General features: G+C 72.3%; 20 protein-coding genes. 11 read left to right on the top strand and 9 right to left on the bottom strand.

All coding sequences use genetic code 11. The annotated features are described in order from the left end of the window. Positions 1-82 precede the first annotated feature (82 nt). Positions 83-334, top strand: a complete 252-nt coding sequence (locus ACFCV8_RS05825; RefSeq protein WP_376683997.1) for a hypothetical protein — start codon at positions 83-85, stop codon at positions 332-334. 134 nt (positions 335-468) lie between these two features. Here the strand turns inward: ACFCV8_RS05825 and ACFCV8_RS05830 are convergent, their stop codons facing one another. Beyond that, the gene (locus ACFCV8_RS05830) at positions 469-876 is read right to left on the bottom strand and encodes a (2Fe-2S) ferredoxin domain-containing protein (RefSeq protein ID WP_376683998.1); all 408 of its coding nucleotides are present in this window, start codon (positions 874-876) and stop codon (positions 469-471) included. Continuing rightward, positions 873-2936, bottom strand: coding sequence for a heavy metal translocating P-type ATPase (locus ACFCV8_RS05835; RefSeq protein WP_376683999.1), 2064 nt, complete (start codon positions 2934-2936; stop codon positions 873-875). Before ACFCV8_RS05835 ends, ACFCV8_RS05830 begins: the two co-directional genes overlap by 4 nt. Before the next feature lie 95 nt (positions 2937-3031). Between ACFCV8_RS05835 and ACFCV8_RS05840 the strand changes: the two genes are divergently transcribed. Next, positions 3032-3424 carry an ArsR/SmtB family transcription factor gene (locus ACFCV8_RS05840; protein ID WP_376684000.1) on the top strand — a complete coding sequence of 131 codons (393 nt, stop codon included), beginning with the start codon at positions 3032-3034 and terminating at the stop codon, positions 3422-3424. A gap of 90 nt (positions 3425-3514) precedes the next feature. Here ACFCV8_RS05840 and ACFCV8_RS05845 read toward each other — a convergent pair whose 3' ends face one another. Further along, positions 3515-4600, bottom strand: a complete 1086-nt coding sequence (locus ACFCV8_RS05845) for an alpha/beta fold hydrolase (RefSeq protein WP_376684001.1) — start codon at positions 4598-4600, stop codon at positions 3515-3517. 138 nt (positions 4601-4738) lie between these two features. Here ACFCV8_RS05845 and ACFCV8_RS05850 point away from each other — a divergent pair, with 138 nt between their 5' ends. Beyond that, complete coding sequence (locus ACFCV8_RS05850) at positions 4739-5497, top strand: TetR/AcrR family transcriptional regulator (protein WP_376684002.1); 759 nt, start codon at positions 4739-4741, stop codon at positions 5495-5497. Positions 5498-6586: 1089 nt separating this feature from the next. After that, complete coding sequence (locus ACFCV8_RS05855; protein ID WP_376684003.1) at positions 6587-6844, top strand: hypothetical protein; 258 nt, start codon at positions 6587-6589, stop codon at positions 6842-6844. 82 nt (positions 6845-6926) lie between these two features. On the opposite strand, the gene ACFCV8_RS05860 is transcribed toward ACFCV8_RS05855, so the two are convergent. The 5 genes from ACFCV8_RS05860 to ACFCV8_RS05880 form a co-directional block, all read right to left on the bottom strand. Further along, positions 6927-7406, bottom strand: coding sequence for a hypothetical protein (locus tag ACFCV8_RS05860; RefSeq protein WP_376684004.1), 480 nt, complete (start codon positions 7404-7406; stop codon positions 6927-6929). Between the two features lie 223 nt (positions 7407-7629). Further along, positions 7630-8280, bottom strand: a complete 651-nt coding sequence (locus ACFCV8_RS05865) for a chitinase (protein WP_376684039.1) — start codon at positions 8278-8280, stop codon at positions 7630-7632. Between the two features lie 302 nt (positions 8281-8582). Then, positions 8583-8918 (bottom strand): DUF1330 domain-containing protein, encoded by a 336-nt coding sequence (locus ACFCV8_RS05870; RefSeq protein ID WP_376684005.1) that lies wholly within the window; start codon positions 8916-8918, stop codon positions 8583-8585. A 226-nt stretch (positions 8919-9144) separates the two neighbouring features. Further along, entirely contained in the window at positions 9145-10695 is a 1551-nt protein-coding gene (locus ACFCV8_RS05875) for a serine/threonine-protein kinase (protein ID WP_376684006.1), read from the bottom strand. A 192-nt stretch (positions 10696-10887) separates the two neighbouring features. After that, entirely contained in the window at positions 10888-14181 is a 3294-nt protein-coding gene (locus ACFCV8_RS05880; RefSeq protein WP_376684007.1) for a S41 family peptidase, read from the bottom strand. A gap of 242 nt (positions 14182-14423) precedes the next feature. Between ACFCV8_RS05880 and ACFCV8_RS05885 the strand changes: the two genes are divergently transcribed. Next, a complete protein-coding gene (locus ACFCV8_RS05885; RefSeq protein ID WP_376684008.1) occupies positions 14424-14996 on the top strand; it encodes a TetR/AcrR family transcriptional regulator in 573 nt (190 codons plus the stop codon). Between the two features lie 214 nt (positions 14997-15210). Further along, positions 15211-17460 carry an MMPL family transporter gene (locus tag ACFCV8_RS05890; protein ID WP_376684009.1) on the top strand — a complete coding sequence of 750 codons (2250 nt, stop codon included), beginning with the start codon at positions 15211-15213 and terminating at the stop codon, positions 17458-17460. Positions 17461-17616: 156 nt separating this feature from the next. Here ACFCV8_RS05890 and ACFCV8_RS05895 read toward each other — a convergent pair whose 3' ends face one another. Continuing rightward, a complete protein-coding gene (locus ACFCV8_RS05895; RefSeq protein ID WP_376684010.1) occupies positions 17617-17940 on the bottom strand; it encodes an SsgA family sporulation/cell division regulator in 324 nt (107 codons plus the stop codon). 201 nt (positions 17941-18141) lie between these two features. On the opposite strand from ACFCV8_RS05895, the gene ACFCV8_RS05900 reads away from it, so the two are divergent. The 5 genes from ACFCV8_RS05900 to ACFCV8_RS05920 all read left to right on the top strand — a co-directional run bounded on the left by ACFCV8_RS05900 (position 18142) and on the right by ACFCV8_RS05920 (position 22790). Beyond that, on the top strand, positions 18142-19206 hold the full coding sequence (locus tag ACFCV8_RS05900) for an energy-coupling factor ABC transporter permease (protein ID WP_376684011.1): 1065 nt from the start codon (positions 18142-18144) through the stop codon (positions 19204-19206). Position 19207: 1 nt separating this feature from the next. Further along, positions 19208-19969 carry a cobalt ECF transporter T component CbiQ gene (gene cbiQ / locus ACFCV8_RS05905; protein WP_376684012.1) on the top strand — a complete coding sequence of 254 codons (762 nt, stop codon included), beginning with the start codon at positions 19208-19210 and terminating at the stop codon, positions 19967-19969. After that, complete coding sequence (locus ACFCV8_RS05910; protein ID WP_376684013.1) at positions 19966-20739, top strand: energy-coupling factor ABC transporter ATP-binding protein; 774 nt, start codon at positions 19966-19968, stop codon at positions 20737-20739. Before cbiQ ends, ACFCV8_RS05910 begins: the two co-directional genes overlap by 4 nt. Before the next feature lie 78 nt (positions 20740-20817). Continuing rightward, positions 20818-21987: a serine hydrolase domain-containing protein gene (locus tag ACFCV8_RS05915; RefSeq protein ID WP_376684040.1), complete on the top strand. Its 1170-nt coding sequence runs from the start codon at positions 20818-20820 to the stop codon at positions 21985-21987. Further along, the gene (locus ACFCV8_RS05920) at positions 21984-22790 is read left to right on the top strand and encodes an SDR family NAD(P)-dependent oxidoreductase (RefSeq protein WP_376684014.1); all 807 of its coding nucleotides are present in this window, start codon (positions 21984-21986) and stop codon (positions 22788-22790) included. The genes ACFCV8_RS05915 and ACFCV8_RS05920 overlap by 4 nt, the downstream gene beginning before the upstream one ends. Positions 22791-22922 lie beyond the last annotated feature (132 nt).

Consider the following 22922-nt stretch of genomic DNA (forward strand, 5'->3'; position numbering starts at 1 on the left):
CATGCGGTGCCCACCGGGGGCTGCGAGGCTGAACGCGGTCCTCATGGACCGTCCCCCACGCACCCACGAGGAGTGACACCGCATGGGTATCGCAGACCAGTTCAAGGACAAGGCGCAGCAGCTCGCCGACGAGGCCAAGAAGCGGGCCGGCCAGAGCGGCCAGGGCCAGGGCCAGGGCGACGACAAGGGCCGGGGCGGCCCGGACCGGATGGGCGACGAGGCCCAGGAACGGATGCGGGACGCGTCCGACCAGGCTTCGGACACCATGAAGCAGGGCCGTGACCGGGCGGGCAAGGCGGCGGACGACCTCCGCAACCGCCGCGACGACCGCTGACGCGGACCCGTCGTGTCCCGTCGTACGGCTTGCTCGCGCATTGTCCGTGAGCTGTAGGTGAGTTGTACGTGATCTGCCCGTGAGGGGCGTGCTCGGCCGGGCACGCCCCTCACGCACGCCCACCGTGTTGCCGGTTACGTGTCGTGCAGTTCGGCCTGCACGCGGCGGGAGGGGCGGAACGCGTAGAGGTCGAGCACGGCGGGCGGGTCGGCGATGCCCGGTCCGCCGTCCTCGACCCAGGCGGCGATGTCCGCGGTGGCGTCCGGGTCGTTGACCAGGCCGAGCCAGACCGGGCGCCCGCCGCTGCGGCGGCCCTCGGCGCAGGGCTGGACGACGACGACATTGGCGCGCTCGCACGCGTCGAGGCAGTCGGTGACCCGTACGGTCGCGGTGGAGCCGAGGGCCTGGCGCAGTGCGCGCAGCTGGGCGGCGTGGTCGAGGCCGGGGACCTTGGGGCTGCCGCAGCAACACCCCCGGCAGACGGTGACGGTGGGCCGTGCCGCCCCCTGGGCGGGGGCGGCCTTGCGGGTGCGTTTGCTCATGCCGCGTCCTTCTCGGAGTCGAACCGGGGCCAGGCGGCTTCACGCAGCAGGCGCAGGCCGTTGAGGCCGACGATGACGGTGGACCCCTCGTGCCCGGCGACGCCGAGGGGCAGGGGGAGCGTACCGATCAGGTCCCAGGCGACCAGGCCGGTGATGAACACCCCGGCGATGACGAGGTTCTGGACGACGAGGCGCCGCGCGGTGCGGGAGAGCTGCACGACGGAGGGGATGGCGGCGAGTTCGTCGCGGACCACGACGGCGTCGGCGGTCTCCAGGGCGAGATCGGAACCGGCCCTGCCCATGGCGACGCCGGTGTGGGCGGCGGCCAGGGCGGGGGCGTCGTTGACGCCGTCGCCGACGACGAGCACCTTCCGGCCCGCCGCCGCCAGCTCCTGTACGGCGCCGGCCTTGTCCTGCGGGAGCAGCCCCGCCCGTACGTCGACGATGCCGGCCTCGGCGGCGAGCCGGGCCGCCGCGCGCGGGTTGTCGCCGGTGAGCAGTACGGGAGCCGTTCCGGCGAGCCCGCCCAGCGCGGCGACCGCCGTGCCGGCCCCCTCGCGCAGCCGGTCGGCGATGCCCAGGACGCCTGCCGGGGTGCCGTCGACGGTGACCAGTACGGCGGTGCGGCCCTGCTCCTCCAGCCGTACGGCCGTGGCGGCCGCGGCGCGGGCGGCGGAGTCGGCGCGGCCGTCGAGGAGCCGGGCCGGGCTGCCGACCGCCACGGTGCGGCCGTCCACCTCCGCGCTCACCCCGGTGCCGGGTGCGGAGGAGAAGTTCTCCGCCGTGGGGATGCCGAGCCCCCGCGTGCGGGCGGCGTCCACGACCGCGCGGGCCAGCGGGTGCTCGCTGGGGTGCTCGGCAGCCGCCGCCAGCCGCAGCAACGCATCCTCGCCCGCACCGGAGCCGTGCGTACCGAAAGCACTCGCCCCCGGAGCCCCCGCCTCCGACGCCCCGGCCCCCGTGCCGGCCCCCGCTCCGGCCGTCGGGTGGACGTCGGTCACCCGGGGCGTGCCCTCGGTCAGCGTGCCGGTCTTGTCCAGCGCGACCGCGTCCACCTGCCCCAGGCGCTCCATCACCACGGCCGACTTGACCAGGACGCCGTGGCGGCCCGCGTTGGCGATCGCCGACAGCAGCGGCGGCATGGTCGACAGCACCACCGCGCACGGCGAGGCCACGATCATGAACGTCATCGCCCGCAGCAGCGCCGCGGACAGCGCGTCGCCGAAGGCGAGCGGTACGGCGAACACGGCCAGGGTCGCCGCCACCATGCCGACCGAGTAACGCTGCTCGACCTTCTCGATGAACAGCTGGGTGGGGGCCTTGGTCCTGGACGCCTCCTCGACCATCCGCACGATCCGGGCGATCACCGAGTCCGAGGGGTCCCGCTCCACGCGTACGCGCAGGGCGCCGGTGCCGTTGACGGTTCCGGCGAACACCTCGTCCCCGGCCCGCTTGACCACCGGCAACGGCTCGCCGGTGATGGTCGCCTGGTCGACATCGCCGACACCGTCGAGGACCCGGCCGTCGGCGCCGATCCGCTCGCCGGGCCGGACCAGGACGATGTCCCCGACCGCCAGCCGCTCGGTGCCGACGCTCTCCTCGGTGCCGTCCGGCAGGAGCCTGGTCGCGGTGGCCGGGGCGAGGTCGAGCAGGCCGCGCACGGAGTCCGCGGTACGGGCGGTGGCGACGGCCTCCAGGGCGCCGGAGGTGGCGAAGATGACGATCAGCAGCGCCCCGTCCAGCACCTGTCCGATCGCCGCCGCGCCGAGGGCGGCGACGACCATCAGCAGATCCACGTCCAGCGTCCTGTCCTTCAGCGCCTTCAGCCCGGCCCAGCCCGGCTCCCAGCCACCGGCCACGTAGGCCGCGCCGAAGAGCGCTCCCCGCAGCCAGGCCGGACCGTCCAGCAGGTGGACCGGCAGGGCGATCAGGAACAGCACGAGGGATGCGAGCGCCCACCGGGCCTCCGGCAGGGCCAGGACGCGCGTACGGCGTCGTGGCGGGGCCGGACGGGGAGCGCCGAGCGGCGGCACGGACCGCTGGTCCAGGACAGAAGACATGACCGGGCAATCCTTCACATGGCGGGGAGGGCCGACGCTCCCACCGTACAGGAATATATGAACAGGTCTTCAAGTGTCATCGTTATGCTGGACGCATGGGCCACGGACACGTCACCACCAGCAGCGCCGGTGCCGGCACCCGCGAACGCCTCGACGCGGTCGGTACCGCCGACGTCGCCGCCACCCTCCAGGCGCTGGCCACCCCGTCACGGCTGTACATCCTGGCCCGGCTCCAGGAAGGCCCCTGCGCGGTCGGGGAACTCGCCGACGCCGTGGGCATGGAGGCCTCCGCCTGCTCGCACCAGCTGCGCCTGCTGCGCAATCTCGGGCTGGTCGTCGGCGAGCGACAGGGCCGCTCGATCGTCTACTCCCTCTACGACAACCACGTCGCGGAACTCCTCGACCAGGCCCTCTACCACGTGGAACACCTGCGTCTGGGCGTCCGCGATCTCCCTGCGGACCGGGCCGAGCGGGTCGCCGCGGACTGAGGAGCGCGCCGGGAGGGCGTCGCTCGCGCACCCCCGGACCGCGGCACGCCGCTGCGTGACGTCCGCGTCCGCCGGGCGCCGGGCGCCGGATCAGGGGCGGGGCGCCGTTTCGTCGTCGAGGGCCGGGCGGACCTTGGTGAGCATCAGGTCGAGGAACGTCTCCGGGTGCCGGAAGGAGGCGAAGTGGCTGGCGTCGGGGATCAGGGCGAAGTCCTTCACCGGTGCCTCGACGTCGTCGAAGAACCGCCGGGCGGGTCCGGGCGGGGTGAGGACGTCCCGCGCGCCCTGGAAGACGAAGAAGGGGAGGGCGAAGGTGGTGCCCTCGCGCCACTCGTCGATGGTCACCGCCTCCGGCGCGAGCTGCTCGGAGAAGGTCATCCCCTTCATGTAGGCGCCGAGTCCCCGGAGCGTGTGCTGCGGTGAGAACCACAGTGAGCGGACCACCACGGTCTTCATGGTGTCGTAGGACAGCGGGTCGCTGGTGATGACCAGCTTGTTGTACGTCGACCACTGCCGCGTGGTCCAGGTGGACCTGTCGGGACCCATGGAGGTGGCCCCGGCCAGTTCCTTGCGTTTGCCGGTCCGCCGCAGGCGTTCCAGCAGTGCGTCGTAGGCGGAGGTGTCGCGGCCGCCCCCGGCGATGTTCTGGTCGGTGCCGACGTACGCGGAGTACAGCTCGGGGTGGCTGCGGGCCAGGCGCAGTCCCAGCACCGTGCCGAAGGAGTTGGCGACCAGCAGCACCTTGGGGACGCCGAGCCGCGTGCGGACGTGCTCGGTGACCTCCAGGGCGTCCCGGTGGAGCCGGTCCAGCGTGAACTCGCCCTGCCCGTCGGCTCCGTTCCGCACGAAGGTCCGGCCTGCGCCCCGCATGTCCCACCGGACGATGGTGAAGTGCCGTTCCCAGGCGCGGGTCCGGGGGAGGAACACGTGATTGGCGGCGCCGGGACCGCCGTGGAGCTCCAGGATCACCGGGTTGCGGCGGTCGTCGCCGCGCACCGAGACCCACTGGTCGATGCCGCCGATCCGGACGAACCCCGACTCCTCGATGCCTCCGGGGGCTGTGATGCGGAGCCGCTTGGCGTGGGCGGCGCGCTTGAGCTGCCGGTATCCCAGCAGGCCGGCTGCCGGGCCGACGAGAACGGTCGCGGCGGTCGCGGTGAGGATGCTGCCGAGCATGAGTTGGCTCCTTAAACTGTTTATGCCGTAAGCGGTGAACTTTAAGGTATATACAGTTGTGGTCGGGCGTCAACGCCCGCACCGGAAGTCGCGTGACCGAGTCGCGTGCCGGGTGGAGCACAGAGAGGACCGGGAGCCATGGCCGGAACCAGAGCCGGGGAGAAGAAGGCGCGTGACCTGCGTGCCGGGGTCGCGCTGTTGTGGGGCGAGCAGGACCAGCCCACGCGCGGCCCCAAGCCCAGCCTCACCCCGCACCGGATCGCCGAGGCGGCCGTCGAACTGGCGGACGCCGAGGGTCTGGACGCCGTCTCGATGAACAAGGTGGCTGCCGCCTTCGGCGTCTCGGCGATGGCCCTGTACCGCTACGTCCCCGGCAAGACCGAGCTCGTCGAGCTGATGGTCGAGGCCGCGGTGAAGGACGCCCCCGCCCTCGCGGCCGAGGGGTCGGAATGGCGACCGCGCCTGACCGCGTGGGCCCGGTCCTGCTGGGAGGTGTACCGGGGTCACCCCTGGCTGCTGGCTGCCACGGCGATGCGCCGCCAGGTCATGGGCCCCCATCAGCTCGCCTGGCTCGACGCCGCCCTCGGAATTCTGGAGCCGACCGGCCTGACCGCGCCCCAGCGGCACCAGATCTTCCTGCTCGTCATGGGCCACGTGCGCAGCCTCGCCCAGCAGCTCGCCGACTTCGACGAGGAGCACGAGCGTCAATGGCTCGCCCTGACCGGTGAGTTGCTCGTCCGGCAGGCCGACCGCTTCCCGGCGCTCACGCGCGCCGTCGATGCCGGTGTCTTCGCCCCCGACGGCGAAGGGGCCGCCGATGGCGACGACCCCTTCGAGTTCGGACTCTCGCGCATCCTCGACGGCGTCCAGGCCCTCATCGACCGCCCCGGATCTTGAGTCCCGGGGCCTGGGTTCCGGGCCTCGGGCTTCGGGCTTCGAGTGCCGGGGAGGGGGCGGTTCACTCTTTCGTGGGTGTGGGAGGGGGTGCGGGGCCGGGTCCCGAGCTTCGGGTTTCGGGGGTCGGTCTTCGGGGGCCGGGATTCGAGCGGTGTGTTCCAACCGGGGGGTGACCGGGGGTGGTTGGGTAAACCCCCCTGCCCTCCCGGACCCGTCACGGCCAGCAAGTATGACTAATTGTGATCGAGTTGCGGCGGAGAGTCGCGGCGGCTTACGGTGCGAACGAATCGACCCCGGCACAGTGTTAGCGCACTGCCCGGGGTCTGACCCCAAGATCGCACCGTTTAGAAAGACGATCCCGTGGCTGTTTCAGACCTTAGTCCTGCCGTGCCTGCCGTCGCATCTTCGCGTGCGCACCCGAGGGCGAAGCCCGGTTACGGGAAGCGGACCGTGGTGGAGGGGTGTTCGTCGGGTGCGGATGTTTTCGCGTTGCTGCCGGTGCGGGAGCGGCATATCGCGGGTTATGTGGATGCGTTGCCCGAGGGGGCGGCGATGGACATCAAGTCGCTGGCCCGTAGCCAGCCGTTGTACGGGCAGATGGCGGTGGGCAGTGCGTTGCGGGCGCTGGGGGTGGCCGGACATCTCCGCCATGTCCGCTGCCTGAGTGCTGAGGGTGGTCAGGTCCGCTGGGTGACCCGGACGTTCTGGTCGCGCACGGCCCACGACAACGAATGGTGGGACGCCTTCCTCGACGCCGAGGAACGCCGCTCGGCCCCACCCGCCCCCGAACCCGGGGCCGCAACCCCCGCACCCGCCGACGTACCTGCCCCCGACCCCGCCCCTGCCGACGTGCCTGCCCCGACCGTTCCGCAGCAGCGCACCGCAGAGCCCCAGTCCGACCCCCAGCCCCAGCCCCAACCGGAGCCGCAGTCGCAGTCCGGCACAGGTGCGGCTGCTGGTGCTGGTGCGGGTGTTTCGCCTGGGTTTGCTGTGTTGGCGCAATTGGGTCGGGTGGATGCGCGGTTGGCGTTGTCGGCTGTGGACTGTGTGGCGTTGGAGGGGTTGGTGGCGGAGTGGTTCGGGCGGGGTGTGGACGCTGATTACGTGGTCCGTGTGCTGACGGCCGGGCTTCCCGAGCGGGTGGGTTCGCCCTTCGGTCTGGTCCGGCGTCGGCTGCGGGACAAGCTGCCGCCCCGGTTGCCCGCTACTCCCGTACCGCCTGCTCCTGCGCAGGCGCCGGTGCGGCGGCTGATGCCGGAGTGCACCGAGTGCGGCGTACCGGGAAGGCCCGAGGCGTTCCGCGACGGACTCTGCTGCCCCTGCCGCGAGTCCGACCACACCCCCTGACGAAACGACCTGTCGAACACCCACCCAACTGTCACGTCAGAAACACGGGCAGGGGCCGGGGTCGAGTCGGCGGCGCGGTGCATCATTCGATTCCGAGGGGGCCGATCCCCAGGTCCTCGCGCATGAGGTGACGCATTCGTGCCATGGCCCTGCGTCGGCGCTCCAGCAGGGGCGCCACATCGGCGGAGCCGACAGCGGCTCCCCGGGCATAGGCGTCGCGAATCTTGCGCAGACAGCGGAACGCCTCGTTCCCGGCCTCCACGACCTGCGGCGGACCCACGAGCCAGAGGCGCTCGCTCGCCGTGTAGATGCCGGTGCCGCGCACCGCCTCCCGCACCGCCGCGTCGCGTGCCGACTCGGACATGTGATCGCCGAGGGCGACGGCCCGTATCTCCTCGCCTGCGGCCTTGAGCGCGGAGACGTAGTCCGTGTAGGCCTCGCGCCGTACTTCCAGAGCGTTCCTGGTTTCCTCCCGCCGCCAGCGGTTGCGGTCGGCGATCAGAGTGGCCGCGATGCCGATGACGGCACCGGCCAGTGTGGAGAGCAGAGGCGTCCAGTCCATGTGTCGCAGCCTGTCGAAACCGGCGCGTCGGCACCAGTGGCTTTCGCCGCGAACGACCGTGACCGGCATCTCGGAACGCGCCTCGGGGCGGGGCTGCCGCAACAGCGCGGTAGGTGTCGCCCCGGCGGATCGAGAGGTGCCCGCGCTCGCCCACGCACTCCCGGCGCGGACCGGTGCCGTGAGGCATCGACCGCGCCGGGAGTTCCATCAGGTCACTCGTGCCTCAGCAGGAGAGGTTGCCGCCCGGGTCGGTACCCAGGGCGGCGGTGAACTGCTTGTACAGGTTGATCCGGGCGTCGCGCTGGTCCGGATTGTTGCCGTTGCACTCCAGGGCGCCGTTGATGCTGCGGATGGTCTCGCCGAAGCCCTTGTCGTTGACCATCGCGTTGTGCGGGGTCATGCTTCCGGCGCCGGACTGCGTGTTCCAGAACCAGAGCCCGGTCTTCCAGGCGGTGGCCGGGTTCTTCTCGACCTGCGAGGGGTCGTGCAGCAGGTCGATGCCGAGGGCGTCCCCGGCGGCCTTGTAATTGAAGTTCCAGCTGAGCTGGATCGGCCCGCGCCCGTAGTAGGCGGACTGGCCCGCCGGACAGCCGTAGGACTGGGAAGTGTCGCAGTAGTGCGGGTAGTTGGCGGTGTTCTGCTCGACGACGTACTTCAGCCCGCCCGTCTCGTGGCTGACGTTGGCGAGGAACGCCGCCGCCTCACGCTTGCGGATGGTGTCGCTGCCCGCATTGGCGAACTCCGGGAAGGCGCTGAGGGCGTCGGTGAGACCGGAGTACGTGTAGAAGGCGTTCCGTGACGGGAACATCTGGTTGAACTGGGCCTCGCTGACCACGAAGGAGGCGGCGGAGGCAGGCGCTGCCTGACCCGCCATGGAGAGGGTGCCCAGAACAGCGGCTGAGGCCAGCATCGACAGAGTGCGGGAGATCTTCATCTTCGTCCTCGGTTCGGCAGTGGGCGTGACGGTGCCTCAGATGTGAAGCACCGGAGCCCATCGTGATCACCGATTCCGAGGTGCAGTACACGGAAAGCCCGAAATCACCCTCCCGTGCCACATCCGGGCACGCTGCTGACGCAGTTTCGGGCCAATCGGCGAACTCGGCCACGCGGCACTGTTACCGACCGCTGACAGGGAAGTAGCGCTTCCGGAAGGGCGGCCCCGGCGTGGGGCGGGCGCTACCCGGCGTGCGGACCGGGCGCCCGCACGGTCGGGTCGTAGCCGGGGCCGACGCCCTCGACCAGCACCACGTCACCCGGGACATGATCGGTACGCAGGCGCAGAATGGCCTGATAGGCGGGCGAGTCGTACCAGGCACGCGCCTCGGCGAGGCCGGGGAACTCGATCAGCACCATGGCGCCCGGCCACGCCCCCTCCAGCACCTCCGCCGGAGGGCCGTGGATGACGAAACGGCCCGCGAACGGGTCGAGCGTGGCCTGGATGCGCTCCAGATACGTGCGGATGTCGGCGTGAGTGCTGGTGCTGTGGAGGTGGGCGAATCCGTAAGCGGTCATGGGTGGGTCCCTTCGGGTCCGGGAGTGCACGGCGCGTCATCAGGATGCGGGGCGGGGCGGCGGCGGGCCATTACCTCGGAGGTAGTCGCCGGACGGTTCGCGGAGGGCGGTCCGGCTCAATGGGCGTGCGGGTAAAGGCGATTGATGTGGGTGGTGTGTGCAGGGGCGGGGGATTCGGGCGAGGGCCGGGCACGTACGCGTCGCGGGCCCGCGCCCGGCCCGGGTACTACGCGATGTCCGGCTGGTGGGCCGGGCGGCGGGTCGCCGTCTCGCGGACCCGGAACAGGGCGATGGCCAGGACCGTCACGCCCAGGCTGACCGTCAGCGGCGGGACGAGGGCGAGGTACGGGAACCGTACGTCCATGAGGACCAGGATCTCCGTGTTGAACACGGCGGCGGCGTTGAGCCCCAGGAACACGTAGCCCACCCCGCGCGTCCCGCGCCCCGAGCGCGGGGTGAGGACGGCGGCCAGGACCAGCAGGCCCGCCAGCGCGAGCGAGGAACCGGCGCTCGTCATGTACGGGTGGTACTCGGCGTTCGGGGCCGCCGCCGTGACGTAGGCGCCGAACAGGAGGGTCGGCGGGAGGAAACGGAAGAGGGCCGCCGCCTTCGCGCGCCAGTCGAGCAGCTGGACCCCGGCCCCGCCGGGCACCGCGAGCACCACGTAGCTGATGAACACGGCGGTGGCGAGGGTGATCATGCCGACGGCCGAGGAGATGTCCCGGGCGTCCCCGGCCCCGTTCGCGTTGCCCACGGCCAGCGGGGTGCTCACCATCACCACCAGGAGCCAGACCCCGGCCGCGCGCCAGGTCCCGGTCGGGATCGGGTTCCTGGGCCGGGCGGGCGGCGGCACGGACCGGGGCGCCGGGAACCTGAGCGTCGGAAGGGCGGCGGAGAAGGAGGACGAGGTGGGGGAGGAGGGCGTGGAGCCGGAGAGATGGGTCAGCCGGCGCAGCGCGAGGGCCACTTCGGCGGCGGAGGCGTACCGCTCGGCGGGGTCCTTGCGCAGGAGGGTGAGGACGAGGTCGTCCCAGGGGGCCGGGATGCCCGGGACCACCGAGCTGGGGGCGGGGGCGTCCTGGCTGAGGTGGGCGGTGAGGAAACCCATCGCGTCGGGGGCCTCGAACGGCAGCCTGCCCGTGATCAGTTCGAAGAGCAGACAGCCCAGCGCGTACAGGTCGCTGCCCGGTTCGGGGCGGCCACGGGCCTGCTCGGGCGCCATGTACGGGGGCGTGCCCACGATGACACCCGTCCGGGTGAGCCGGTCGGAGGTCGCGTACGGGTCGGCGGCGCGGGCGACCCCGAAATCGAGGACCTTCACTGTCCCCGATCCGGTGATGACGATGTTGGACGGCTTGATGTCCCGGTGCAGGACGCCCGCCGCGTGCGCCTCGGTGAGCGCGTCGCAGACCTGGGCACCCCAGCGGGCCGCCGCGGCCGGCGGGACGGGGCCCCGGCGCAGCTTGGCGTCCAGGGTCTCGCCCTGGAGCAGCTCCATCACCAGGAACGGGGCGTCGCCGTTCTCCGTACCGCTCTCGCCGAGGTCGTGGACGGTCACCACGTTGGGGTGCTGGAGGCCCGCGGTGATCCGGGCCTCGCGCAGGAAGCGGGCCCGTGCCTCGCTGCCCCGGCTGCCGCCGCCGGCGAGCAGGGAGATCACCTTGACCGCGACCCGGCGGTCCAGGGTCTCGTCCTGTGCCTCCCAGACCTCCCCCATGCCGCCCTCGCCGAGCTGACGCACCAAGCGGTAGCGGCTTCCCAGGAGTTGATCGCGCATCACGGCCCTCCCCGGTCCTGGACGTGTGGCGGTCGCGCGCGGCGAATCGCCCAACCCGATCATGTCACCCGTTCCGGGGCGATGTGGACAGGATGCGTAAGGCCCCGGCCTCAGGCGGAGTGAAAGATTCCGCGGGCCGGGGCCTTCTGTTCACAACGGACCGGACAAGACCGGATCGAGGCCGGATCGGATCTATCTCGGGGGCAGGGGCGGGCGGCGGCGGTCCGGGACGTCGTCGTACGTGGGCGGGGCCGCCGCCGGCTGGGCGGCCAGCAGGTCCAGGGCGACGCGGACCGCGTCGTCGAGCACCGCGTAACGGCCCTCCGCCCAGTCGAGCGGGGTGCGCAGGGCCTCCAGGTCCGGTTCGACGCCGTGGTTCTCCACCGACCAGCCGTAGGTGTCGAACCAGGCCGCGTTCATCGGCACCGTGATCACCGTGCCGTCGCCCAGCCGGTTCCGGCCGGTCATGCCGACCACTCCGCCCCAGGTCCGCTGGCCGACCACCGGGCCGAGCTTCAGCAGCCGGAACGCGGCGGTGATCATGTCGCCGTCCGAGGAGGTCGCCTCGTCGGCCAGGGCGACCACCGGGCCCCGGGGCGCGTTGGAGGCGTAGCTGACCGGCTGGGCGTTGCGGGTCAGGTCCCAGCCGAGGATGGTGCGGGTCAGCTTCTCCACCACCAACTCGCTGATGTGCCCGCCCGCGTTGCCACGTACGTCGACGATCAGGGCGGGGCGCGAGACCTCCATCCGCAGGTCCCGGTTGAACTGGGCCCAGCCCGATCCGCCCATGTCCGGGATGTGCAGGTAGCCGCACTTGCCGCCGCTCAGTTCCCGTACCACCTCGCGCCGTTTGGCCACCCAGTCCTGGTAGCGCAGCGGGCGTTCGTCGACCAGCGGGACGATCGCGACCCGGCGCGGCCGGTCGCCGTCGCCCGCCGGGCGGAAGGTCAGCTCGACAGTGGTGCCGCCCGCCGCCGTGAGCAGCGGGTACGGTCCGGCGACCGGGTCGATGGGGCGGCCGTCCACATGGGTGAGGACGGCGCCCTCCCGGACGCCCGTACCGGCCAGCGGGGAGCGGGCCTTGGAGTCGGAGGAGTCGCCGGGCAGGATGCGCCGGACCGTCCACGCGCCGTCCCGGCAGACCAGGTTGGCGCCGAGCAGGCCGATCGCCCGCTGGTAGTGCGGCGGGCCCTCGTTGCGGCGGGCCGGTGTCACGTACGCGTGCGAGGTGCCCAGCTCGCCCAGGACCTCGCGGAGCAGATCGGCGAAGTCGTCGGGGGAGGCGACCCGTTCGAGCAGCGGGCGGTACTGGTCGAGCACGGCGTCCCAGTCGATGCCGCACATGTCCGGCTCCCAGAAGTACGCGCGGATGATGCGCCCGGCCTCCGCGTACGCCTGCCGCCACTCGGCCGCCGGGTCCACCTCGTGCAGGATGCGGCGCAGGTCGAGGTAGACGGTGGAGTCGTTGTCGCCGGGCTCGGTGGCGGGGACCGCGCGCAGTTCGCCCTCGTCCATGACGACCAGCCGGGTCGTGTCGCCGCTGACCGCGAACCAGTCGAGGTGGCCGACCAGTTCGGTCTTCCTGGCCTTGGAGATGTTGAAGTGTTCGAGGGTGGGGCGGCCCGACATGTCCGCCGGGTTGGCGAAGGTCTCGCCGAGCGCGCCGGAGATCGGCCAGCGCAGCCAGACCAGGCCGCCGCCGCTCACCGGGTACAGGGCCGAGTACTTCGACGCGGAGACCGGGAAGGGCGTCACCCGGTTCTCCAGCCCCTCGAACTCGACGGTGACCGGGGTGGGGCCCTCGCCCGCCCCGGTGTCCGGGAGGTCGTCGGCCGGGTCGAGACCGCCCGCCGCCGGGCGCCCCTCCGGGGACAGCGCGAAGGGGGACGGGGTGGCGGAGGAGAGCGGTACGAGGTAGGGGCGGCAGCCCAGCGGGAAGGAGAGGTCGCCGGTGTGGACGTCGTACACCGGGTCGAAGCCGCGCCAGGAGAGGAAGGCGAGGTAGCGGCCGTCGCCGGTGAAGACCGGGTTCTCGTCCTCGAAGCGGCCGTTGGTGACGTCGACGATCACCGGGGCGCCGGCGCCCAGGATGCGGGCCAGCTTGATCTGGCGCAGCGAGCGGCCGATGCCGGGGTGCGACCAGGTGAGCCAGGCGCCGTCCGGGGAGAACGCCAGGTCGCGGACGGGGCCGTTGATGGAGCGGATCAGTTCGGTGGGCTCGGCGTCCGGCGCGGTCTCCTCGCCCGTCTCCAGGAGCAGCAGGCGGCCGTCGTTCGTGGCGATCGCCAGCCGTTCGCCCTCCGGGTCGGCGATCATCTCGTGCACCCGGCCGATCAGCCCGGAGGCCAGCCTGCGCGGCGCGCGGTCGCCGCTGGCGCGCGGCAGGTAGGCGATCTCGACGGCGTCCTCGCCCTCGGCGTCCGTGACGTACGCGACCTGGCCGCCGCTGCCCAGCATCTCGGGCAGCCGGACCCGGACGCCCGGGGTGTCGGCGATGGTGCGGGCGGGGCCGTCGCGGTGGGTGAGCCAGTAGAGACTGCCGCGTACGGTGACGGCGCTGGCCCGGCCCGTCTCGTCCACGGACAGCGAGTCGACGTTGCTGGCGGCGGGCACCTGGTAGGGGCGCCGCCCGGTGCGCGGGCCGCCGAGCCGGACCTCCAGCTTCCGGGGCACGGCGTCCGGCGAGGCCAGGTCGTCCACCAGCCACAGCTCGCCCGCGCACTGGTAGACGACCCGGTGGCCGTCGCTGGAGGCGTGGCGGGCGTAGAAGGCGTCGTGGTCGGTGTGGCGGCGCAGGTCGGTGCCGTCGGGGTGGCAGGAGTACAGGTTGCCGACGCCCTCGTGGTCGGAGAGGAAGGCGATCCGGCCGCCGACGAACATCGGGGAGGCGAGGTGGCCGCCGATGTCCGGCAGCAGCCGCTTGCCGTGCAGCCAGAGCCGGCCGGTCGCACCGCCCCGGTAGCGCTTCCAGGCGGCCGGTTCGTGCGGCGGGGTGCCGGTGAGCAGCAGGGTGCGCCGTTCGCCGTCGACGTCGCTGACCGCGATGTCGGAGACCGGGCCCCAGGGCAGCTTGCCGCCGGGGCTGCCGTCGGTGGGGACGCTGTAGGCCCAGGAGACGTACGAGAACGGCTGGCTGTGCGAGGAGACGGCGAGGATGTGGGAGGCGTCCCCGGCGTCGGGGGTCCAGCCGCAGACCCGGGTGTCGGTCGAGCCCCAGTAGGTGAGCCGCCGGGCCGGGCCGCCGTCGACCGGCACGAGGTGGATCTCGGGGTCGAGACTGCGCCAGGTCGTGTACGCGATCCGGCGGCCGTCGGGGGAGAAGCGAGGGTGGCCGATCCTGGTCCGGTCGACGGTGAGCCGCCAGGCGCGGCCGGGCCGCCGGCCCTCGGGCGCGAGGGGGGCGACCCAGAGGTCGTCCTCGGCCGCGAAGCACAGCAGGTCGTCGTGGAGGTGCGGGAAACGGAGATACGCGACGTCGTCACTCACCCTCCCATGCTTTCCGCGCGCAACGGCCCCGGCAACTCCTGGTGCCGGGTGTGTTGGGGCGCGGCGGGAAAGCGGCGGCGGCACCCCGGCACCCGTCGGCTGTGGCGCGGAACACAAGCGAAACGGTTTCGTTTCGCTTGGCGGTGCGGTTACCGTCTACGTGTACGAAACGGTTTCGTTCGCCTGGTCGGTGTGCGAACACCGGAACGCATGAGCGTGAGACATCAGGACAGGAGGCCGACATGGCGCGTACCCGGCTCACGCCCGAGCGTGAGAGCGAGCTCTACGCCGCCGTGCTCGACCTGCTCCGCGAGGTCGGTTACGACGCCCTGACCATGGACGCCGTCGCCGCCCGCACCCGTTCCAGCAAGGCCACCCTCTACCGCCAGTGGGGGAGCAAGCCCGAGCTGGTCGTCAAGGCGTTGCGGCACAACAAGCCGGTGTCCCTCGAGGAGATCGACACGGGCTCGCTGCGCGGTGACTTCCGCGCCGTGCTGAGCCTCACCGACGACTGCCAGATGGAGAAGGACTCCGCGCTGATGCGGGGCCTGAGCCATGCCGTCCACGAGAATCCCGATCTGCACCAGGCCCTGCGCGAGCTGCTGATCGAGCCGGAGATGACCGGCCTCGACCAGTTGCTGCGCCGAGCCGTGGACCGGGGCGAGGTGCGCCCGGACAATCCGGCGCTGAAATACGTGTCGCACATGCTGATCGGCGCTTTCGCCGCCCGGCAGCTGGTCGAGGACCGCTCCGTCGACCAGGAGTTCCTGCTCGATTACGTCGACTCCGTGGTTCTTCCCGCTCTCGGAGCCTGACCCCCGGGCTTCCAGAGCCTGACCCCGGGCTCTCGGAGCCTGACCCCCGGGCTCCCGGTGCCCGACCCCGGACCGCCGCGCGCGGCCCGGTTCCCCGGCACCGTCCCGGTCCCCGCACGCCCTCTCCCCAGGTCCGCCTGACGCGCCGCTCTTGTCGTCGGGTCGGCACCGCACGCCCTTTTCCACCCACGACCCGACCTGGGAGTACCTCTCCGTGGCCACATTCCTCTACCGACTCGGACGGCTCGCCTTCCGGCGCCGCTGGCGCGTCGCCCTGATCTGGGTGGCGCTGCTGGGCCTCGCCGGATTCGGCGCGGCCACCGCGTCGACGCCCACCTCCAGCTCCTTCTCGATACCGGGCACGGAGGCGCAGCGCGCCTTCGACCTGCTGGAACAGCGCTTCCCCGGGGGCGGCGCCGACGGCGCGACCGCCCGGGTCGTCTTCAAGGCCCCCGGCCACGAGAAGATGACCGACGCCGCCAACAAGGCCGAGGTCGCCAAGGTCGCCGCCGACCTGAAGGCGGGCTCCGACCAGGTCGCCTCGGTCAGTGACCCGTACACCGCCGGTGCCGTCAGCAAGAACGGCTCCACGGCGTACGTCTCGGTCTCGTACAAGGTCAACTCGATGGAGCTGACCGACGCGACCCGGGAAGCTCTGGAGGACGCGGGCCACGCGGCGCAGAAGAGCGGGATGACCGTCGAGATCGGCGGTGACGCGCTTCAGGTGATGCCGGAGACCGGCGCCACCGAGATCATCGGCGTCGCGATCGCGGCGGTGGTGCTGGTCATCACCTTCGGCTCGCTGGTCGCCGCCGGACTGCCGCTGCTCACCGCGCTGATCGGGGTCGGCGTCGGCGTATCGACGATCACCGCGCTGGCGAACGTGCTGGACCTGGGCTCCACCACCTCCATCCTGGCGATGATGATCGGCCTCGCGGTCGGCATCGACTACGCGCTGTTCATCGTCTCCCGCTACCGCGCCGAGCTGGCCGAGGGCCGGGAGCGCGAGGAGGCGGCCGGGCGGGCCGTCGGCACGGCCGGGTCCGCGGTGGTCTTCGCCGGGCTCACCGTCGTCATCGCCCTGGCCGGTCTCGCCGTCGTCAACATCCCGATGCTCTCGAAGATGGGCTTCGCCGCGGCCGGCACGGTCGTGATCGCGGTCCTCATCGCGCTCACCCTGGTCCCGGCGGTGATGGGCATCGCCGGAAAGCGGGTCATGGGCCGCAAGGCGCGCAAGGCCGCCGAGGCCGGGCAGCACCCCGGCGCGGGGCCGTCCGACGCCAAGCCGAACATGGGTACCCGCTGGGCCCGCTTCGTGCTGCGCCGCCCGGTGTGGGTGCTGCTCGTCGGCGTCCTGGGCCTCGGTGCCGTCGCCGTACCGGCCGCTTCCCTGGAGATGGGCCTGCCGGACGACGGTTCCCAGCCCACCAGCACCACCCAGCGGCGCGCGTACGACCTGCTCTCCGACGGCTTCGGCCCCGGCTTCAACGGGCCGCTGATGGTCGTCGTCGACACCGCGGACAGCTCGGACGGCAAGGCCGCCGCCAAGCGGGTCACCGACGAGATCTCCGGCATGAAGGGCGTCGTCGCCGTCACCCCGGCCCAGTTCAACAAGGCCGGTGACGCCGCGATGGTCACCGTGGTCCCGAAGGACCGGCCGAGCTCCGTCGAGACGGAGAACGTCGTCCACGCGATCCGCGACGCCGGCCAGGACATCAAGTCCGACACCGGTGCCGAGCTGCTGGTCACCGGCTCCACGGCGATGAACATCGACTTCTCGCAGAAGATGAACGACGCCCTGCTGCCCTACCTGGCACTCGTCGTCGGCCTCGCCTTCCTGCTGCTGATGGTGGTCTTCCGCTCCGTGCTGGTGCCGCTGAAGGCGGCCCTGGGCTTCCTGCTCTCGGTGGTGGCCGCCCTGGGCGCGGTCGTCGCGGTCTACCAGTGGGGCTGGCTCGGCTCGCTCTTCGGGGTGGAGCAGACCGGTCCGATCATGTCGATGATGCCGATCTTCATGGTGGGCGTGGTCTTCGGCCTCGCGATGGACTACGAGGTCTTCCTCGTGACCCGGATGCGCGAGGCGTACGTCCACGGCGAGAAGCCCGGCCAGGCCGTCGTCACCGGCTTCCGGCACGGTGCCCGGGTCGTCACGGCCGCGGCCGTGATCATGATGGCGGTCTTCGCGGGATTCATCGGATCCAGCGAGCAGATGGTCAAGATGATCGGCTTCTCGCTCGCCGTCGCCGTCCTCTTCGACGCCTTCGTGGTCCGGATGGCGATCGTGCCCGCCGTCCTCGCCCTGCTCGGCCACCGCGCCTGGTGGCTGCCGCGCTGGCTGGACCGGCTGCTGCCGAACGTGGACGTGGAGGGCGAGGGGCTGCGCAAGCAGCTGGAGGAGACGCCCGGCGACGGTGACGGTGACGGCGGCGGCGTCGGGGGCGAGCGCGAGCTGACCCGCGTCTGACCCGTACCGCCCCACCGCGGACACACCGCGGACGCGCCGCGACGGCCCGTACCCCACCTGCCCGGTGGGCGTACGGGCCGTACGCGTATCAGGGACGTACGGACATCAGGGACGTGCGGACATCGGGGGCGTGCGGACATCGGGGACGTACGGACGTCAGGCGCGCGTGCGGTCCAGGAAGCGGATCACCGGGGCGCTGTCGAACTGCACCACCTCCACGCCCTGCGCCGAATGCACCTCCACCACCAGCTGCGTACGCCCGCAGGGCCAGACCCGGACACCGCCGCGCTCGGTGGGGGCCGTCAGCCCGCCCTCCAGCAGATCGCGGGCGAAGGCCCAGTCGGCGCCGCCGGGGAACGAGACGTGAATGGTGCGCGGATCCTTCTCGGCGTCGTACAGCAGGTCCACCGGGACCGCCGGAAGGTCGGGGGTGTCGTTGACGAGCCGGACATCGGCCTGCTCATGGATCACGGGGGGCATGGAACGGCTCCTCCTACGTGTACCGCTTCAACATCTAATGTCCCATATGTACCCCTGTTTCTTCCTCGGAGATGCGGCGAACAGGTGTGATGCATGCGCTCTTGCGAAGGGTTCGCAATAAGGCCCTATCATTGAGCGGTTCACGACATTGCCGGCCGCGTCCTCCGCGGCGGCACCGGACCGCAGGGAGCGGAACCCCTCATGCATGTACCCGACGGATTCATCGACGCGCCCGTCTCCGCCGTCACCGGTGTCGTCGCCGCGGGCGCGGTAGCGGTCAGCCTGCGGGGCGCCCGGCGCGAACTGGACGAGCGCACGGCTCCGCTCGCCGGGCTCGTCGCCGCGTTCATCTTCGCCGTGCAGATGCTGAACTTCCCGGTCGCGGCCGGTACCAGCGGCCACTTGTTGGGCGGGGCGCTGGCGGCGATCCTGGTGGGGCCGTACACCGGGGTGCTCTGCGTGACCGTCGTCCTGCTGATGCAGGGCATCCTCTTCGCCGACGGCGGGCTCACCGCGCTGGGCGTCAACGTGCTCGACATGGGCGTCGTCACCGTCGTCGTCGCGTACGCCCTCTTCCGCGGGCTGCTCAAGGTGCTGCCGAGGACGCGGCGCTCGGTGACCGTCGCCTCGTTCGTCTCCGCCCTGGTCTCCGTGCCCGCCGCGGCCGTCGCCTTCACGCTGGTCTACTGGGCCGGCGGCACCACCGACATCCCGATCGGCAAGGTCTTCACCGCGATGGTCGGCGTCCACGTCCTCATCGGCATCGGCGAGGCCCTGATCACCGCCCTGACCGTCGGCGCGGTCATCGCCGTACGCCCCGACCTCGTCCACGGCGCCCGCGGCCTCACCACCGCCCTCAAGCTCCGGGTCGACGGCGAACTCGTCGACGCCCCCGCCGCGCCCGCCCCCGCCCCGGCCGCCGTCGCCGCCCGCTCCCACCGGGGCGTCTGGGCCACCGGTCTGGTCACCGCGCTCGTCCTGGCCGGCTTCGTCTCGTACTACGCCTCGGCCAACCCGGACGGCCTGGAGAAGGTCGCCGCCGACCAGGGCATCGACAAGAAGACCGAGGAGCACGCGGCCAAGGACTCCCCGCTCGCCGACTACGGCGTCAAGGACATCTCCGACGCCCGGCTCTCCGGCGGCCTCGCCGGGATCATCGGCGTCGGCGCCACCGTCGTCGTCGGCAGCGGAGTCTTCTACGTGCTCCGCCGCCGCCGCGCCCAGGACACCCCCGAGGCCCCCGCGCAGGACAAGGAAACCGTCTGACATGGGCGCCGGGCACGCGCACAAGCTCTACCGGCACGGCCACTCGCCCGTCCACGAGCTGCCGCCGCACTGCAAGATCGCCGCGGCCTTCTGCTTCGTCGTGGCCGTCGTCCTGACCCCGCGCGAGTCGGTCTGGGCCTTCGGGCTGTACGCGGTGCTTCTCGCCGCCGTCGCCGCACTGGCCCGCATCCCGGCGGGCCTCCTGCTCAAGCGGCTCCTCATCGAGGTGCCGTTCGTCGCCTTCGCGCTGCTCATGCCGTTCGTGGTGCCCGGCGAGCAGACCCACGTACTCGGCCTGTCGGTCAGCGTCCCCGGCCTCTGGGGCGCCTGGAACGTGCTGGCCAAGGGCACCCTCGGCGTCGCCGCCTCCGTGCTCCTCGCCTCCACCACCGAACTGCGCGAACTGCTCCTCGGCCTCCAGCGGCTCAAGCTCCCGCCGCTGCTCGTCCAGATCGCCTCCTTCATGATCCGGTACGGCGACGTCATCACCGACGAGATGCGCCGGATGTCGATCGCCCGCCGCTCCCGGGGCTTCGAGGCCGGCGGCGTACGTCACTGGGGGGTGCTCGGCAAGACCGCGGGCGCCCTGTTCATCCGCTCGTACGAGCGCGGCGAACGCGTCCACCTCGCGATGGTCAGCCGCGGCTACACCGGCACCATGCCGGTCATCGACGAGGCGACCGCCTCCCGGACCCAGTGGGCGCACGCCGCGGTGCTCCCCCTGCTCGCCCTCGCCGTCTGTCTGCTGGGATGGACCCTATGAGCCAGTCCACCGCCCCCGCCGCGCCGTCCCTCGAAGTCAGCGGCCTCGCCTTCGCCTACCCCGACGGCCACCAGGCACTCTTCGGGGTGAACCTCACGGTCCACCGGGGCGAACGCGTCGCCCTGCTCGGCCCCAACGGCGCCGGGAAGACCACCCTCGTCCTCCACCTCAACGGCATCCTCGACGCGGGCGCGGGCACCGTCCGGGTCGCCGGACTCCCCGTCGAGAAGCGGAACCTGGCCGAGATCCGCCGCCGCGTCGGCATCGTCTTCCAGGACCCCGACGACCAGCTCTTCATGCCCACCGTCCGCGAGGACGTCGCCTTCGGCCCGGCCGCCTCCGGGCTGCGCGGCGCCGAGCTGGAGGAACGGGTCACCGAGGCGCTGACCCAGGTCGGCATGGCGGAGTACGCCGACCGGCCCCCGCACCACCTCTCCTTCGGCCAGCGCCGCCGCGTCGCCGTCGCCACCGTCCTCGCCATGCGGCCGGAGATCCTGGTCCTGGACGAGCCGTCCTCCAACCTGGACCCCGCCTCGCGCCGCGAACTCGCCGACATCCTGCGGGCCCTGGACGTCACCGTGCTCATGGTCACCCACGACCTGCCGTACGCCCTGGAGCTCTGCCCGCGCTCGGTGATCCTCAGCGAGGGCGTCATCGCCGCCGACGACCGCACCCAGGACCTGCTCTGCGACGACCCCCTGATGCGCGCCCACCGCCTGGAACTCCCCTTCGGCTTCGACCCGCGCTCGGTGACCGTGCCCCACGGCTGACCCGGGCCCCCGCCCGGTCGCGGAGGCGTGCACCATGGAGGGATGAGCGGGAGCGCAGAAGCAGGCGCCGGTGCGGGCGTGGACGTACGCGGCACGGTGGCGGCCGGATTCGAACCGGTACGGGACGCCTTCGTCCGTAACTTCGAGCAGCGCGGCGAACGCGGCGCGGCCGTCGCCGTCTACCGGGACGGGCACAAGGTCGTCGACCTCTGGGCCGGTACGCGGGATGTCGACGGCGCCGAACCCTGGGCCGTGGACACGGTGCAGATCGTCCGCTCGGCGGGCAAGGGCATCGCCGCCGCCGTGCCGCTGCTGCTCCACCAGCGCGGCCAGCTCGACCTGGACGCCCCGGTCAGCACGTACTGGCCGGAGTTCAAGGCCGGGGGCAAGGAACGCGTCCTGGTCCGCCACCTCCTCGCACACCGGGCCGGGCTCCCCGCCCTCGACTGCCCGCTGACCCCCTCCGAGGCCGCCGACGGGATCACGGGGCCGCAGGCCGTCGCCGCCCAGTGCCCCCAGTGGGAGCCCGGCACCGATCACGGCTACCACGCCCAGACCTACAGCTGGCTCGTCGGCGAACTGGTCCGCAGGGTCACCGGACGCACCGTCGGCCGCTGGATCGCCGAGGAGATCGCCCGCCCGCTCGGCCTGGACTTCTGGTTCGGCCTCCCGGCGGAGGAGACGCACCGGGTCGGCCGGATCGGACCCGTCGAACCGCCCGCCGCCACCGGCACATCGGACGGCGGCGTCCTGCGGATGCGCCCCAAGCGCTCCGTCACCGAGGCGTACCGCGACCCGCAGTCCCTCACCCGCCGCGCCTTCGGCGCCATCGACCCGCTGCCCGACGAGAACGACCCCGGCTACCGGGCCGCCGAACTCCCCGCCTCCAACGGCATCTCCACCGCCCGCGCCCTGGCCCGCGCCTACGCCGCGATGATCGGTCCGGTCGACGGACACCGCCTCTTCGCCCCCGCCACCCTCACCCTCGCCCGCACCGAGGAATCGGCGGGCCCCGACCGGGTCCTCGTCGTCAGCACCCGCTTCGGCCTCGGCTACATGCTGCACGGCCCCGCGGCCCCGCTCCTGGCCCCCGGCTCCTTCGGCCACCCCGGCCGGGGCGGCTCGCTCGGCTTCGCCGACCCCGAATCGGGCATCGCGCTCGGCTACGTCACCAACGGCCTGCAGAAGGGAGTCACCGCCGATCCCCGTGCCCAGGCACTGATCAGAGCAGTACGGTCGGCACCATGACACCCACTCAACCCACCGGAACAGGACCGCGGTTCGCCGGTCACGGCGCACTCGTCACCGGCGCGGGCCAGGGCATCGGCGCGGCCACCGCCCGCCGCCTCGCCGCGGAGGGCGCCCGCGTCCTGGTCACCGACCTGGACGGCGGGCGCGCCGCCCGCACCGCGGAGGAGATACGCGAAACGGGCGGCGCCGCCGAGGCGTTCACCTGCGACGTGGCCGACCAGGACGCCGTCCGGGCGGCGGTCGCCCGCGCCGTCGCCGCCTTCGGCACCCTCGACGTGCTGGTCAACAACGCGTACGCCTGCACCCGCGACGCCCCGCTCTTCGAGGACGAACCCGACGAGTCCTGGCAGCGCGACCTGGACATCAGCCTCACCGGCCCCTACCGCTGCGCCCGCGCCGCCCTCCCGCACCTGGTGGCCTCGGGCCGGGGCGCCATCGTCAGCATCGGCTCGGTCAACGGCGAGCAGAGCTTCGGCAACCACGGCTACAGCGCCGCCAAGGCGGGCCTCGCCAGCCTCACCCGCACCCTGGCGGCCCACGCCGGACCGCGCGGCGTCCGCGTCAACCTGGTCGCCCCCGGCACCGTCCGTACCGACGCCTGGGCGGGCCGGGACGCCCACCTGGCCCGGGCGGCGGCCCTCTACCCGCTCGGCCGGGTCGGCGAACCGGAGGACATCGCGTCCGCCGTCGCCTTCCTCGCCTCCCGCGACGCGGCCTGGATCACGGGCACCACCCTGATCGTGGACGGGGGCCTGACGACCTCCAACTACGGCTTCAGCCAGGCCATATCGGAAATCTGACAAGCCGTATCGGGCATCCGGCAGGCCGTATCGGACATCTGGCAAGCCGTAATCGGGTATCCGGCAGGCCGCTTCCGGCATTCGGCAGGCCGTTTCGGGTATCCGGGCAGCCTCCCCGCGTTCGCCCGGCAG

Source organism: Streptomyces sp. NPDC056347 (genome assembly GCF_042262625.1).
Classification (GTDB): Bacteria; Actinomycetota; Actinomycetes; order Streptomycetales; family Streptomycetaceae; genus Streptomyces.